This window comes from Tepidisphaeraceae bacterium (assembly GCA_035998445.1).
In the GTDB taxonomy this organism is placed as follows: domain Bacteria; phylum Planctomycetota; class Phycisphaerae; order Tepidisphaerales; family Tepidisphaeraceae; genus DASYHQ01.
This window is the reverse complement of the sequence record DASYHQ010000024.1, coordinates 19942-35926: the sequence shown is the minus strand read 5'-3', so window position 1 is coordinate 35926 and position 15985 is coordinate 19942. Positions and strand designations below refer to the sequence as shown.

General features: G+C 68.0%; 10 protein-coding genes. 3 read left to right on the top strand and 7 right to left on the bottom strand.

All coding sequences use genetic code 11. The features are described 5' to 3' along the window. Positions 1-687 precede the first annotated feature (687 nt). The gene (locus VGN72_10865) at positions 688-2718 is read left to right on the top strand and encodes a DUF4114 domain-containing protein (GenBank protein HEV7299857.1); all 2031 of its coding nucleotides are present in this window, start codon (positions 688-690) and stop codon (positions 2716-2718) included. A 403-nt stretch (positions 2719-3121) separates the two neighbouring features. Here VGN72_10865 and VGN72_10860 read toward each other — a convergent pair whose 3' ends face one another. Continuing rightward, positions 3122-3889: an SGNH/GDSL hydrolase family protein gene (locus VGN72_10860; GenBank protein ID HEV7299856.1), complete on the bottom strand. Its 768-nt coding sequence runs from the start codon at positions 3887-3889 to the stop codon at positions 3122-3124. 47 nt (positions 3890-3936) lie between these two features. On the opposite strand from VGN72_10860, the gene VGN72_10855 reads away from it, so the two are divergent. Beyond that, positions 3937-4158, top strand: a complete 222-nt coding sequence (locus VGN72_10855) for a CPXCG motif-containing cysteine-rich protein (GenBank protein HEV7299855.1) — start codon at positions 3937-3939, stop codon at positions 4156-4158. Positions 4159-4398: 240 nt separating this feature from the next. Next, positions 4399-4671, top strand: a complete 273-nt coding sequence (locus VGN72_10850) for a hypothetical protein (protein HEV7299854.1) — start codon at positions 4399-4401, stop codon at positions 4669-4671. A gap of 89 nt (positions 4672-4760) precedes the next feature. Here VGN72_10850 and VGN72_10845 read toward each other — a convergent pair whose 3' ends face one another. From VGN72_10845 to VGN72_10820, 6 genes are all read right to left on the bottom strand, one after another. Then, complete coding sequence (locus VGN72_10845; GenBank protein ID HEV7299853.1) at positions 4761-5723, bottom strand: hypothetical protein; 963 nt, start codon at positions 5721-5723, stop codon at positions 4761-4763. A gap of 18 nt (positions 5724-5741) precedes the next feature. Continuing rightward, complete coding sequence (locus VGN72_10840) at positions 5742-6557, bottom strand: fatty acid desaturase (GenBank protein ID HEV7299852.1); 816 nt, start codon at positions 6555-6557, stop codon at positions 5742-5744. Positions 6558-7126: 569 nt separating this feature from the next. Beyond that, a complete protein-coding gene (locus tag VGN72_10835; GenBank protein ID HEV7299851.1) occupies positions 7127-8770 on the bottom strand; it encodes a DUF5597 domain-containing protein in 1644 nt (547 codons plus the stop codon). 35 nt (positions 8771-8805) lie between these two features. Further along, positions 8806-9669 (bottom strand): carbohydrate-binding family 9-like protein, encoded by an 864-nt coding sequence (locus VGN72_10830; GenBank protein HEV7299850.1) that lies wholly within the window; start codon positions 9667-9669, stop codon positions 8806-8808. A 98-nt stretch (positions 9670-9767) separates the two neighbouring features. Then, entirely contained in the window at positions 9768-12344 is a 2577-nt protein-coding gene (locus VGN72_10825; GenBank protein HEV7299849.1) for a hypothetical protein, read from the bottom strand. Between the two features lie 59 nt (positions 12345-12403). Continuing rightward, positions 12404-15946 carry a hypothetical protein gene (locus tag VGN72_10820; protein HEV7299848.1) on the bottom strand — a complete coding sequence of 1181 codons (3543 nt, stop codon included), beginning with the start codon at positions 15944-15946 and terminating at the stop codon, positions 12404-12406. Positions 15947-15985: the final 39 nt, after the last annotated feature.

Here is a 15985-nt window from a genome sequence, read left to right as displayed (position 1 = left end):
GGGCCCGCTATTGAGCATCGAGACTGAGCCGCTCCGGAATATCGCGTTCAGGTGCGCTCGCCCGCCGTAGCCGTACGACGCCAGCGTGGCCAACTTGGCGAGCGCAACCCGACACAATGGCGATCGGCCGGCGTTGTCCGACGCGGCTAAGGATATCGTAGAAGAATAATTCCGCGTTAAGGCGGGTTCCGAAGTCAGCTTCCGCCACGAGAACCGCATCACCGTGGATCGACCGCCGCCCCACCGACGGGAAAACCGACCGACGCCCGAAGGTGACACGCGGGTGATCGGCCTAAACGCTGCACGTGGTGGTGGCACGGAAATTCACCGCGGACGCAAGGTCATCGGGCAACAAAGCGTACGGAGAACCGTTCTTCGGTGTATTGGCAAAGCGGCGGCGACCCGACGTGGGTTGATTTGTCGGCGCTTTCAGCCCCGCCGAAGCCGCGCGTCGAGTTCACGCCACCCTCACGCCCCGCGCGAGTTGCTGACGCGCAATTCCCCTGCAGCGGCCACGTTCGATACAGGCATTGCCGCAATGCCGGTAAGGCAGGTCCTTACTGCCTCGTTCGTCACGCGCCACCCTGCGACGCCGCATCGTCGGCTGGTCCGTTTATTGCTGTGGCCGCGACTATCACCACCGCACGTCGCGATGGCCCTTCTGTCCACCCTATCTTGGAGAGGAAGATGACGATTCAATCGCGCCCCGTGCGCATGATCGAAGCTCTGGAGACCCGTCGCCTGTTGTCGGTCGCCAGCGGCATTCAGGAGTTCGAGGTCGACTTTCAACCGCTCAACGCGGCCTACGGATCCAATGCCGAAGGCGAGGCCCGGCTCACGCTCGACACCACCGATCCAATGAAACCCACCCTCCGCGTGCGCATCGACGCGACGGGCCTTCAGGACCTGACGGCGATCCCGGGCGCGGTCCACCTGGCGCACATCCACGGTCAGTTCGAGGGGAACGCCGCCGAGGCGTTGCCCCAGCAGCTCGTCGGCCCGTTCTTCTCGGGTGACGGCGGCCTGCCGGGCAGCGGGTTCGCGCCGGTCAACTCGACCGTCCCGACGAGCGCCGATGACGGCGGTCGGCTGGTCGACGAGCCGGCGCTGGGGCTGGGCTCGACCCGGTACCTCGACTTCTTCGAGGGCCTGCCCGACTACGGCCCGGTCGTCATGAACCTGCCGAACACCGACCTGCCCGCCCCGCCGGACGGCGTCTCGCCGACCGAGCAGTTCGTCAGCGGCGTGCAAGCGGGGACGATCAACCCGGCGATGCTGTTCCCCCGTGGGACCGAGTTCGTCCTCGACACGACGTACGTGTTTGACCTGAGCGACCCCGACGAGCACCGCCAGTACCACAACACGGTCGGCGAGAACGGGCAATTCCTCGACGACCGATTGATCGTCCTGCACGGGCTGACCGTGCCCACCGGCATCTCCGACGCGATCGACGACGCCGCCGGCGTGCCAGCGGGCAACCCGCAGGCGGGCGTGCCGCTGGACAACGGCGAGTCGTTCCGCATCGTCGCCCCGGTCGCCGCCGGCGAGATCCGCGCCGTGACCGGCATCGACAGCGGCATCTACCGCCCAGGTCCCGGTGGCATGGGCAACGTGGCGCTGCCCACGATCTACCTCGAGCGCGACGCCACCTTCAACAACGAGACCGGCTTCTTCGTCACCGAGGCCGACGGCAGCATCGACGGCATCGCGCCCGGCGAGGACGGGTACGCCGAGGCGGCGCTGCGCTCGTCGTCGCGGCACGTGCTGTTCGAGGCCGGCACGGGCCAGGGCGCCCTGGCCACCCCCACGGTCGGCGCCGACCAGAACATCGTGTTCTACATCGTGCAGGACGCCAGCACGCAGCAGTTCCTGGCCGACAACCCGGACAACTCGCTCGGCGGTGACGGGCCGCTCGCCTTCTTCAGCGTCACCGAAGCCAACCCCGACCATGCGGATCACGTGCGCGTCAGCAAGACCGGCGGCGGGCTGCTGGAGTTCCGCTGGGAGGACCTGACCAACCTCGGCGACCGCGACTTCAACGACGTCGTCTTCCCGATCAACGTCGTCCCCGCCGGCGCGCCGGCGGCCGACCCCGACGTCGAGACCTTCGCGGCGGTGATTGAGACGCTCAACGCGTCGGGCGTGACCGGCGTGGCCCACGTCACGCGCGATGGCGACGAGCTGACCGTGACGATCAACGCGACCGGCCTGGCGCCCGACAAGCCGCACGCCCAGCACATCCACGGCCGGTTCGAGGGCGACCCGGCGACCGAGCCGCGCGAGGCGCGCAACTCGGTCACGCCACCCCCCACCGCCGACACCGATGGCGACGGGTTCATCGAGGTGCTCGAGGGCACGGCGGCCTACGGGCCCATCCTCCTGCCGATCACCTCGCCACCGATCGACGACAACGCGATGCCCATCACGCAGTCGTTCCCGACGGCGCCGGGCGGCACGATCCGCTTCACGCAGACCTACGACCTCAGCAAGGAGCAACAGTTCTTCGACCCGTTAAACGGCATCGACTTCGACGGCGACGACGTGCTGCCCCTGCCCCTGCGCGAGATCGTGCTGCACGGTGGCTTCGTGCCGGCCGGCGTGGGCGAGGGCACCACGGGAGAGGTCAACGGCAGCGGCGGTTACCTCCCGACACTACCGGTCGCCACCGGCGAGATCTTCTCGGTGATCGAAATCGAGGACGAGGACGAGGAGGTATAACGAGGTTCTCGCAACGATAAGTTCGATCCTTCAAACGTGCGGCGCCCGATCTCGGGCGCCGCACGTTGTCATTCCTGCACCAACTGCTCGTTCAGCAGCCAACGCAGCCCCGTTGGCGGTGGTGAAATCGGCAACGAGTTGTGGAGAGCCCCAGACGTCGGGCGAGAGTGGGGACCGATACCCGCAACGACCTTCCCTCGGGGACCGGCGTGCTGCCTGGCAACGGGTTGTGCGGGGACCCGCGACGTGCGAGGTCCCCTACCGGTTAGCTACCGGGTTGGCGGGTGGAAGGGGTGGGAACGGTGGAGTAAATCTGCCCGCTGCCGTCAGCTCTACATCAAACTTGCAAAGCGGTGGCCTCACAGCGCTGGGCACCTTAGATCGACCCGGCCGCCCAGTCGCGTTACTTCAGCGATGCTGCGATCGCCGCCGCAGCGGGCGTCGTCCACAACGCGTACTGTTTCGCCGACGGCTGCAGCCGGTCGGCCGCGAACATCGCCTCGTCACCGGCCGCGTCCCGGCTGATCGGCGTCACGTCGACCCATGCTGCCCCGGCCCTCTTCGTCAGGTCGTGGCACGCCGCGTTGAAACGGTCGATGTCGGGCGAACCGCCGCCGGCGTGGCCGCCGGACATACCGTTGGCCACGCTCCAATCGGGGATCGACAGCACGACCACGCGCTGCGCGTTCCCGCCGGCCAATCGGGTCGCGCGGTCAAGCAGCGTCTGAAACTGCTGGCGATACTCCTCCACCGGCCGACGCTGGTACTGGTTGTTCACCCCGATCATCAACGTCACGCAGTCGTAATGGCTCGCGAGCTGCGCGGCGTCCATCGCCCGAAGCAGGTCACCGGTGGACCACCCCGAATGGGCGAGGATGGCCGGGTCCGCCAAGTCGACCCCGGCCGCTCGAACTGCCGCCGCCTGCATGGGCCAGCGGTCGACTGCGGCGATGCCCTGACCGATCGTGTAGGAGTCACCGAGCGCGAGGAACGAAAACTCCCCGACGCGCCCGCTTGGCACGAGCGGCTGAGCACGCTGAGACGGCGATACACTGCCCGCTGGCCCCGCACGGCCGTGCGTCCACCAGGCCGCGAAGACCGCCAACGCGACGATCGCCACCGCGACCGTGCGCCCGTTCAGAACGTTCCGTTGGCTCGTGCCCGTGTCCAAGTGCGTGTCCTCGCCCGTGCTATGATACGGAAGCCGATGGGAGCCCGATGCGAAAGAAACGGAAAAAGCGAAAGCGCCGGCGTCTCATCGATGAGGGCGCCTACGTCTGCCCGAGCTGCGGCGAGCAGATTGAGATCCCGCTCGACCCCTCGGCGGGCAGCGACCAAGTGTACGTCGAGGACTGTCCCGTGTGCTGCAACCCGAACGTGATCCACCTTGAGTTCCTTGGCCCAGAGGAGCCGCCAAGGGTGTGGGCAGAGGCAGAGTAAGGCATATACATACTTGACTCATTCAGGCGCGAACTCAACGCTTACAATCTTCGGACACTGCTGTTTTCGTCGACCATAAGTCCTGATGATGAGTCTAGTATGTAGTCGCCCAGAGTAACCTGTCGGCCGGGCGCACCCCCCGCCCCCTCCCGGCCGAGACGGTACGATGGCGGGCGACGCCGGGGCGGGGTGGGCCAAGTACACGGTCGTCCGTCCTCTGGCACGGATCGGCCTTGCGTTATGCGACGACGGAACCAGTCACTACTCGCCCTGCTGGTCGCATCGATGTTCCTCCTCTCGTGCTGCGGGCCGTGCGTCGCAATGCAACAGGGCAACGGCATGTGGCTACTGCTCGCGATCCCGCCGTCGCTGTGCGTTATTCTCCTGGCGGTTGCTGACCTGCGACGCGTGGAACATCGCGGGCGATCAGGGCTGTGCCCCACCTGCGGCTACGATCTGCGCGCCACCCCGGCCCGCTGCCCCGAGTGCGGCACGGGGCGGGCCATCGTATAGCCTGTAGCTGGCCCGCGCGGCGTTACCGTGGCTCGCAGTCGTGTTCGCAGGCCGAGTCGCGAGATGACCGACCCGCCCACGCCCGATGTTCAAGACCTCATCATGGGCCGGTAACACAGCGTCATGCCCACCCCGAACAGCGCTGCGACGACGCCGGCCGGCGCCAGGTGGGTGAAGCTCGTGTAGCCGATGACGGGATGGACCGCGATGGCCGTCGCGAACCCGACGCCACCCGCCCACAGCAGCACTTGCCACAGGCTCCGGCTCGGCCGGCCGCACCAGGTGCAGACGAGCACGGCCACGCCCGTCGTGAACAACGCGCCGCCGAACCCGGCGCGGTCGTGGGCGATGAGCGGGACCAGCCGCGGGTTGATCGCTGCCAACTGATCGGCGGACATGCCCATGTATTCCAGGTCCTGCGGCACGAAGACGCTGGTCATGCCGATGTACGTGATCACCGCGCCGCCAACGATGACCATGACCGCGGTGACCAGCAGGCACGCGCGGCCGAGGCCGTACCCTGACGTCCAGCGGACAAGCAGCGCCGGCCGTACCAGGCTGGCGGGCGAAGCGTCCGGGCCCGCGACGAGCCGGTAGGAGCGAAAGAGGCCAACCCCGTACACCGGCAACAGCGCCAGCGTGGCCGCGAGGTGCCACTGGTCCAGGTAGCCATAACCGAGGTAGGCCAGAAAGCTGCCGAAACCGGTTACACCAGTGAGGGCGAACAGCCACCACGCCCAAGGGGCACCCTGACGCAACGGGAACTCGGCCAACCACATGTACAGCGAGCCGAGGGCAATCAGCACGCCGCCGAAGCTCACGCGGTCGTGAAACATGAAGTGCACGATGCGGCACTGGTTCATGTCGCACAGCTCCTCCTTCGTCATCCCCAGGTAGTGCACGTCCTGCGGCAGGAAGTGACCCGTGGCGGATTGGAAGATCGCGAAGGCGCCGCTGAAGATCAGCGCCAGTCCGGTCAACGCCAGCAGCGGGCGGCCGTCGCCGACAAGCGCCCTCAACAAGCCACGCTGATCGTGTACGGGTGTCATCATGGGGAGCAAAGTCGGCTCTTAGAAGCCCAACACGATCGGCCGGATGCCGGCTGACTTGAACACCGGATCGAGCCGTCGCGCCAGCTCGGGCCAGTTGTGGTGCGGCACCATCGGGTAGAGGTGGTGCTCGAGATGGTAGAGGTGCTCCATCGCAATGATCGACGCGACCTTTCCGCGAAACAGCTTCGTCTGCAGCAGTGCCGTGGCCCCTTCGGGGTTGTGCGGCAGGTACGACGTGACCAGCGGGATCACCCACGCGCCCATCACCATCAGCACGGCATAGACGCCGAACAATGGCGTCCAAGCCAGCGTCACCAGACAGATCAGCAGCAAGCCCAGGGCAGCGACTACCTCCATCGCCACAACGTGCCGTAACTGATGCTTGTGCGCCAGCGCCCACCACATGATCCGCGGCTGAAAAATCACGCCCTCCAGGAGCGTCCGCCAGAACGACATCTTCGCTGCGGTGCCTTCGATGTCGTCGTCGTGCGGGAACCGCGCGTGGTGATGCAGGTGCGCCAGGCGATAAGCGTGTCCGGAGCGGAACGCGAGCAGTTCGATCGTCGTCAGAAAGAACTCGTTCCACCGCCGAGGCAATGCTAGCGTGCGGTGGACGAGGTCATGAGAGATCGACCCATAGGTGACGAAGCTCAGGTACATCAGCGACAGCACGGCCAGCGGCCATAGCCGCACGGATGCCAGGACGAAGTAGGCGGCCACGCAGATGAAGGGCGTTGCCAGCGTCAGGGCTCGCCGCTCGCGAGTGATCGTCAAGAGATCGGCGCCCAATTCGCCAATCGTTGGGAGCTGCGTTGCAGGCGGTGCTTCGGACATGGGGACCTCCTCCGTCGTACGGGCGACTTTGATCGCTCTGCCATAACTGTGGCCGCGATCAAGCTAGCCGCGGCCACGGCACCCATCAATGGCTGCAGGTCCACCCCACCCACCATTCCGAACCGGGTTAGGCACGGGGTCCGAACCCGACGCGGTTGTTAACTGGCGGCCAAAGATAGAGTGGAGAGTCCGAGAGTTCTGGGGTGCGGAAGGCCCAGAGTGTCAGATGGCAGTTGAAGCGAGCCCTCTCCCCTCCCCTCTCTCATCCACCCCAACACGAAAGCACCGCAAAACCAGCGCGAAAACGAGCGAACCCTGTTAACTGGAATTAACAGAGTTCGCGGTAAATTATATAACACATTTCAGTACAAGAAGTTATGAAGCTTCCCGTGCCTGACCCTCTTGGAACTTTCTCTGCATGTCGAAAACCTACGCGTCGGTCACATTGGCTTGAAGATGCTGTTGGCCGAACGATGACCGCTCTCGACGCACCGGACGCCCTTTCCCGCAGAGGGCCGCCGTGGGCGGTACCGCGGTGCTGTGACGGCGGGGCCCAACGACGGTGCACATCAATAGGCGTAAACCCTGCATCGCCGGACGGCGACGTCGGGGTCGAGGCGCAGGTGACGCTCGTCGCCGTTGAGACAGCGGCCCGGCAACCAGCGGCCCTCGCGCCAATCGCCCTCCCACAGTTCGAGGAAGTCCACCCGCGGCGACGACGCGGCCGCCGGCAGGAACCTGGCGACCACGCCGTAGCCGATCAGCAGGAACTCGTCGTCCGCCAGCGCGATGGCCAGCAGCCCACCGTCGACTGCGGCGCGCCGGTGTTCACCGGCAGCATCGGCGGCGATGGCCGCGCCGCCGGCGCCGGCCACCGGATTCGCCTGGCCACCAGTGGAGGCGCGCGGCGACGCGACGCGCAGGCGGTACCCCCCCACGTCCAGTTCCGTCGCCTCCCCGTCACGAATCAGCGCTCCGCGAACGCGGCCGGGTTCCCGCGCGCCGAGCAACGGCGCAAGCTCGCCCAGCAACCGGTACACCTCGGCGAGTTGCGCCGCAGCCCGGCCGCTCATGCCCTCGAAGCCGAATGGCGCGAAGCCGATCGCCGCGTGCTCGCCCACCGCATACAACGCACGGGCCGCCGCGTGCTCGTCGGGCTTGGACTCGGGGACCAACAGCGGGTTACGCTCGCGGACGTAGTCGGCGCAAGCGTCGGCAAAGTCGTCGATGTAGATGTCGGGCGCCGTCAACTCGACGACCGGCCGCCCGGCGGCGCTCACGCTCGACACCGCGGCGCGCCACACGTCCCACACCCGAGCAACCGGCCCACCGCTGGGGTAACCGCCCGGCTGTTGGCCCGGGTGCTGCACCAGCCAAGCGTTGACGAACATCGGCAAGTCGTGCTCGGCCCGTCCCGCCGCCGCCACGGTCGCGCAGTAGCGGCCGAAGTGCCAGGCGCTGAAGAACTCCTCGGCGTCAAGTCCCGATCCGAAGACCTGCGTCCAAGACCCCTCGGCCCGCCGCCCCGCCGCCCGCCAGGGAGCAGCAACCTCCTCGCGAAGCTCCCCCTCGTGCGCAGCGAGATGCGCCGTCAGCTCGCGCGGCACCGGCCCGGCGAACGCCGCGTCGGCGGCCGGCGAACGGTCCCGGGCCGAGCCGAGCAGCCCAACCTCGTTCTGCACCTGCACCATCGGGACGACCGCGCCGCCCGGGTCCAGCTCCCTCACCCGCCGCATGACGGCGGCGAAGGCCCGCGCGTCGGCGGCGAGCACGTTGGGGTCCAGGACCGACTGCTGGCCGCGCGGCTCGCCCGCCGGCACCTCCGTGCGCGGGAAGCGGCCGAGGTCCGTCCGCACCCACGCGGGCGCGTAGGTGCTCCACGTGTTCTTGTACGCGCCGAACCACAGCGGAACGAGGTACGTGCCGCGAGCCCGCGCGCCGGCGACGAGGGCGTCCAGGAGCGTGAGGTCGAAGTGGCCCTCGGTGGGCTCGGTCAGTTCCCACGTGATTGGCGCCAGCAGCGCGTTGAGGTTCATCGCCACCGCCGCCGGCCAGACGACCTCGTCCATGTGCCGGACGGACGACGAGGCCGAGTTGTGGCATTCGCCCGCCAGCAGCGTGACGGGCCGGCCGGCGACGTGGAGGCGCGTGGCGCCGGCAGCGTCGCGGACGAGGCGGGGAACGGAATGGGCAACGGTTTCGGGCAAGGGCATCTCAGGGTCCTGTCGTGTCAGCTCGTTCGCGCCCCTCAGCGGGCGGCGCTTGTCTCTCGCAGTTCGATCCGACCCATCCGTGCCGGTGAGACGTGGGGCTGTCCCCACCGCGCCGGCACCCAGTTCATGAACACCGCCCCGCGGGTGCCGTCGGTGGCGGCGGTCGGGCGATCGTAGCGCACGAGGTTCAGTCGCATCGCGATGGGCGCCAGCGCCTTGCCCCCCGTGCGTTTCACGAGCGCGCCGGCCGGGATCGCCACGTCCGCGATCCACCCGCCGTCGGTGGGGCCCGCTGCCGTCCTCAGTCCGGGGATGTCATGTTCGAGCAGCTGCCACAGCTCCCGTCGTGACGGGCCGGTCAGCCGGCCGTCGTCGTCCGTCGTTGGCGGCGCGGTCATGACGTAGAGCTTGTCGAGGACCCCGTTGGCCGGCGACACCTGGATCTCGTACCACTGCCGCCCGTCGCCGACGGGGTCGACGAAGACCTCCACGACGTCGCCGTCGTGGTGCATCGCGTCCCGGCCCTCGTGGGGGGCGTACGGCTCATCGTCCTTGTTGATGAATCGAACGTACAGCGCCTCCGGCCGCCAGAGCAGCCGAACCTCGGTGGCCACCGGTTCGACCGATTCCGCCTGCGGGCCCTCGGCGAGCGCAAGGCGTTCGATGCGGGCGGCGTCGCGCCACGCGGGATCGTCGGCCGAGGCGTCCATCCGTGGCGCCACGCCTCCGCGCGGCACGGCGAGCGCAGCGTGCTCCGCTGGCCGCGTCTGGGCGAACATGGTGCCGATCGTGGCCGTCAGTGCGGCGCCGATCATCAGCGCCGACGCGCCACGCGCAAGGCGGGGTAGGTAGCGCGTCCCTCCGTCACGTTTGCGGCTATCGACGTTCAAGCAGGTCATCACGTCACCTTCTGGATGCAGGGTTCCACACACCGAACGCGCCACACGGCCACCGATTTCGCCCGTCCAAGTCGACTCGCCCGCCGCACTGTTATTGCTCATCGTGCCGCGTGCGCCACGAGCGTCAACTCGTGCCGCAGAGATTGCTCGCCGTAGGTGCAGAACAATCGCCACGTCAGCTTGCCCGGCTCCAGCTCGAGGCGCTGCGGCTCGGCCGGCAGGCGCACGACGAGTCGCGCGCCCGCACCGATGTCGAACGCGACGTCGCGCGGTCCGACGCGCTGGGCGCTCAGGGCCGGAACGTGCAGCCGCCACTCCACCCGTCCATCGGGGCTGCGCGTCGGCTCGTCGTCGATCACCAGCGTGCCGTCAGGTCGCCAGCGGAACGTTCGAGTGACGTGCGGCCGGTGATCGTATGGGATCGGCTCGTACCGGGTGCCCTCGCGTTGGGCGTTGAACGGCACCTGGCATCGGACGACGACCGCGCCGTCGTCCTGTTGCTCGCACCGGTCGACGTGGAACCCGTGGCGGTCGAGGTGCTGCAGGGGTTCGAGTTCCGGGAAGCCGAGCACGTTGTGCCCCGCGTGTCGCACCTTCAACGGCCCGTCCCCCAGATCGGCGTCACAGGCGAGCAGACGGCCGCCCTGCCACCACCAGAAGCTGCTCTCGTCCGGGTGATAGTGGCCCCACGCATCGCCGCAACGGATGACCAGCAGTGCCTCGTCTGCCGTGCCGAAGCGCCGGCGGGCGGCGGCGCCGAATCCCGGCAGGTGCAACAGCGGAGGCACACTTGGTGGCGCGGCCCCAGCGGCCGCTTTGGGGTTGGCCTGGAGCAGTGGGCCGAACGTATCGCACTGCCGGTCCGGCTTGCCAAGTTCGGCGCCCATGGCCTGCCACGCCCACAGGTACGCCTCGCGTTCGGCCGGCACCAGCGTCGCCAGCCAGCCAAACAGGTAACCGTAACCCCCCTTGTGGGAATAGCCGTGGTCGCCGATCGCCGGGATCGCGCGATCGCCGTCATGGATCGGGTCCGGTGGCGATAGAAGCGGCACGAAGTACCGGCACATCGCCAGGAACCGCGCGTCGGCCATCAGGTCCACCGGCTCGGGCGCGTGACGCATCGCCAGTGCCAGCGGCAGCAGGCACAACTTCACGTGATTGGCATAGGTGTGGCTCTCCTCCCAGCAGCCATAGCCGTCGGGGTACGGCCACACGAAGCTGCGCATCTGCCCGTGAAACTGCTCGACCGCGTGGCGCCGCCAGCGGGCGGCGTAGGGGTGGTTCGGCAGCACGCAACCCGCCAGGCCGACGAAGGCGTAGGCGTCGGTGTGGAAGTTCTGGTTCATCATCCCGCGGTACAGCGAGTGGTGATCGGACGTGTGGGCGTCGTAGTCGTCGTACGGCACCTCCGGCGGGCGGTGGCAGATGTGCCAGGGGTAGAAGTCGCGGCGGCGCAGCAACTCGGCCAGATCGGCGATCAGCCCGACGGCCTCGCGCCGGTCGGCGTCGCCGAGGTGGCCGGTGAAGTCGAGCAGGTGGACCATCGCAGCCGTCGGCCCCAGCACGCGCGCGGAGACCGGGTTGCCCAAGGGGCTAAGAAACGCAGCTCCGGTCAGAGCGGCGCTGAATCGGCGCAGCGTGTCGAGCACTTGCCGCCGGGCCTGGTCGAAGTCGCCGAGCCAGAAGGGATTCTCAGCGGCCAAGCCGGGCTCACGCCCGACACGATCGCGCGCGGCCTCGAACTCGCCCGCCGCGCCGAAGGCGAAGTGCTGCGGCCGGTTTGACGGCATCCGATCTGCCAGCCGCTGTTGATTGGTCAGGCGTTCGGGGCGAGCGAAGCCGTAGCGCGCGATCTGCTGCGCTGGCCAGGCGGTGAATCGCTTTCGACCCAGATCGGTGGGGGCGTCGGCGTGCTTCTCGTCCTTCAGCGCCACTTCGGTCGGAGCCGTGGCCAGCAGGTACGTGCGCCGCAGCGTTTCGGCCCGGTAGGCCATGTTGACCGACACGCCCGCTGGCACGCGGTCCCCGGCGGCCTCGTTCTCCAGCGCCCCATCGCCCCGCGCTTCGGCAAGACTGTAGCGCGGGTGCGACCAGCGGCCCGAGCGCAGCGCGATCATTCCGGCGCAGCGCCCACCGTCGCCGTCGTCGTCGCCGTCACGTTGTTCGGCGAAGACCCAGTCCCGCAAATCGTAGAGCTGCCCGTACTGCGTAAAGGCGCCGAGCCGCACCGACCGGCCCTCGGCCGCCGGTTCCGACAGCGCGACCAACTGGCGATGGGTGTGCATGGTCTGCCCATCGAACCGCCAGACCCACTGAGCCGCGCGTGCCCGCGCCCGCTCGACGACCTGTACGAGCCCCACGCCCGCCTCGCGATCGCCCAGCGCGGTTGAGACAAAGGCAATGGACCAGTGCGCGGTGCTGCCTTCGTCCTGTATGCGCAGGCGCAACCGAAGCCCGCCGCGCGACCGCCGCCGGGTCGCGTGCCCCACCACCCTTCCCTGGGGCACGAACCGCCCGCGGGCGAACGTCCGACCTTCATGGCGAAGGTCGAACGTCAGCACGTCGCCCGCGTCGTCGCGCCGAAGCACAGCCGACAGTTCGACCGACCGGGCCATGGTTATCGCCATGCCCCGCTCCAGCGTCCCAAGATCGTCGGTCATGTCGTCGCTCTGCATCCGCCTCATCCGATCGTTCACGCCAAGCTTACGCCGGTCCCGCGGCCCGTGGGACCGAATCAGCGGGCGGGCTCCCAGCCGAACTCCAACTCGTTGGGCCAGTGCGTCGCCCAGTCGGGGTGAAACGAACGACTCATCCCCTCGGCGATGCTGCGCCGCATCGACAGCTCCATGTCCGGCCCGCCCGCGTCGTTGTTGACGCGGAAGCTGAACTTCAGGGGCTCACTGCGCTGCATCCGCTCGCGGACGTGCGGGATCTCGGCCCAGGGAATGGCCGCCTCGACGTAGCGCGTGCCACCGTCGTGCGCGATGGCGAGCCTGGCCGCGCTGACCGGTCCGTCCTTCGCGTGAGCGGGCTGCCGAGGGTAGAAGTGTTTGCGGGGCATTCCCGGCACCTCCAGCCGCCACACCTCGGTCCCGCCGCCGTGTTCGTCGGCCACCTTGTTCAGCGCGTACTCGTAGTCGGTGCTCTTGTAGACGGTGAGCTTCGGCGGCCGGCCCGGGAGGTGGGCGAGCCAGCCGTCCTCGCCCGTGGGGATCGGGTTGAAGCCGATCAGCACGTTGTCGAGCCGGACGCTGCCGTCACTGCTGGGCAATTCCGGGCGCTTGCGGTAGCTGAACCGGCGGACGTTCTCCGGCCAGCGATGCTCGGTCATGGCCTCCACCTTCGTCAGCGCGATCATCGACGCGCCAGCGCCGCCGGGTTCGACGCCGGGCAGAAAGTGGGCGGTCTCGCCGTAGCGGCCTTTCCAATTGCCGCCCGTCTCTTCGTCGGGGCCGGTGAAACGGGCGAGCGGGGCTCCCGCTGTGGCTTGGCCGTCACCGGGATCGAGGAAGACGCCGGCCACGGTGGGGTACCACCACATCGTCGACCGCACGACCACCCGCACTTCGCCGGCGGCAACAAAGTTGACGTAGACGCCCTTGCCGAACTTCCGGACCCGCGTCTGGGCCAACTGCTTGCCCGTGGCAGGATCGAGAACCTCGACGACCTGCTGACGACGGGCAAGGTCGTCGGGGTCCAGCAGGTACATTGACACCCGCGTCGCCCGATCGGTCGGCAACGCCAGGTCGAAGCCGACCTTGGCAGCCATCGGGCGCCAAAGCTTGTCGACGCCGCCCTCCGAGTCGGGCCGCTGTAGCGCGTATTGCCGCGCGTCGCCGGCGAGAGCGATCTCTCTTGTCAGGATGGTCTTGTCAGGGTCGAACTCCTGCGACACTTCCGGGTAGAAGAAGGCGTCGTCGTCGCGCGTCGCGACGCGAATCGCCCCCGGGTGCTCCGTGGCGTCGGCCACCTTGGCCGCGAAGTAGAAGTAATCGTCGTCGTGGGCGACGTAGCCAATGGCGACGCCGTCGGCGGTCTGCTCACCGTCGAACCTCTCGAACGGCAGCCACGTCTGCTCCTCAAAGCTCCGCTGGGCCGTCTCGCCCCGCGCATCGACTGTTTGCGGCAGCGCGCCGGACCAGTCGCTCAGGTCCCCGTCGACCGCGATCGTCTTACGGCTGATCCAGTTCACCCGCATCGTCTCGTCGTGCGCGACCTTGCCCGCGTCGCCGGCATCAAGGCGCACCATTAGCGGATAGAGGTTGCTTTGCGCCGCCTGCCCACCGCGGACCCGCACGTCCACCCACTTCCGCTCGCGCGGGGCCAGCGACACCTCCCGCGGCGCTTCGACTTCGAGATCGCCAAGCTTGACGTCAAGCGCCGCCGTCACCGGCCGCTCGAGCTGGTTCGTCAGCCGCAGCCGCACGGTCGGGCGCTGATCAATTGGCCGGACCATATCTTGGGCAACGACCTCGATCGGTTCGAGGCCGACGAGCTTGGCAGACGTCACGGCTTCCAGCAGTCGGGCGAAGGACCCAGGCTCGACCGGGCTAGCGCGCAGGAAATAGCCTCGCTCGTCCAGCGGGACGACTATCATGCCGTCCTCGGCCGGAAGCGCGTTTCCGTAGAAGTCGTAGAGGGAGAACGGCGCGTTTCGCGCGTCGATCCGCATCGTCGGTGGCCGGGACGGTTCGAGCGGTTTGGCGTGGGCGTTGACCGGCACCGGGCGGTCGGGCCGCATGCCGAACGCGCCGGCGATGTCGCCGACGATGACGACGGTCCCATCGTCGGGGTTGCCGTCGTACCCGTCGAACACGACGACCGATGGCACGCTCTGGTGGAACAGCAGTTCCTTGAATTCGCGGTCGCCGATGAAGTGCTGCACCGCGCCGTATGCCGCCGCCAGCGGCCGGGCCTCGGCGACGCCGTGTACCTTCCGCGTGCCCGCGTCGGTTCGGATTTCCAGATCCGTTTCGGCGTTGGCGATCGCGTAATCCCAGCGCGTGCCGAGCGCGCGGTCGTAGCCGGCGGCCCGGTTGCCGGCGACGACGGCGGCGTAGCGGTCGTCGGCGTTGGCGACCCAGCTCTCGGTGTCCCAGATGAGGACGCGTCCGTTGTAGTGCTTGCGGTTCACCCATTCCGGATGCAGCGCGGGCGTGCCGAAGCCCTGGTAGTGGATGCCGCAGAAATCGAGGTACTCCGGCCAGAACGGGCTCGCCTCGAGCCCTTCGGGAAAGAGCTTGTCCCAGGTGTTCGACCCGCTGTCGGCGCCGCCGATCAGCACCTCCACGCCCGCCTCCCGCCGCGCGCGGAAGACGGCGTCGCCCGTCCGCTTGTACAGCTCGCGGTAGCGGAGCATGTCGGCGCCCCAGCCGCTGATGCTGATGCCTTCCCACGGCTCGTTCCAGAGGTCCACGGCCGTCACCGGCCCGTGCGGCCAGCCGTACTTGGCCGTCACCTCGTAGACGAACTGTTCGTAGTCGTCGTCGTACGACGGCAGCCAGACCATGTCAGACTTCGTGTCGAGCATCACGTTCTCGTCGCTCAGGTGCGGCCGGGGCCGGCCGAGCGGCTGGTGCTCGCCACTGTTGGGCCCGACCCCCCATTCCGCCATCACCGTGATGCCCCGCTCGTGGTACTGGCGCATCTGCCGGTCGAGGTCGGCAAGGTACTTCTCGCGCTGAGGCCCCGCGGGCCAGTACTTGAAGCCCATGCGACCGACGGCGTTGAAGCCCAACCGGCTCATCACCTCCGCCGGTAGCGCGTCCAGCGCCTGCTTGCCGTACTGCACGCCACGGCTGCTCGGCTCGAACGTGCGCACCAGCGACGTGCCGAACGTTCGGCCTTGCTCGCCGAAGTCGAAAATCAGCGCGTAGCCACCCTTGGTCTCAGGAATGTCCGGCCGGAACGTGACGTTCTTAAACCCCTTAGCCGCTACGTCGACGTTCAGCGGAATCTGCCCGACCTTCTCGATCCTGCGAACGGTCGGCACCCAGATGTCGCCCGGCGTGCCGTGCTGCCCATAACGGATCACCTCGACGTGCCCTCGCAATTCGAGCGGCCGGTCCGAAGTGTTCTCGATCTGAAACTCCAACTCCGGCGTCTCGCCCGGATGAAACACGTTCGCCGGCGCGCTCTGACCGATGAGAGCGACCTTATAAGACAGCTTCGCATCTTTCTTCAGGTCGAACTGCTCGAAATAGCCTTTCGCCTGAGGCAGCGCCTGCTTCATCTGCGCGCCCGCCGGCGACGCAGTTAGCAACGCGAAAGCCATCATGGCAACACAGGGGAGGGTACGTATGACGGTCATCAAATC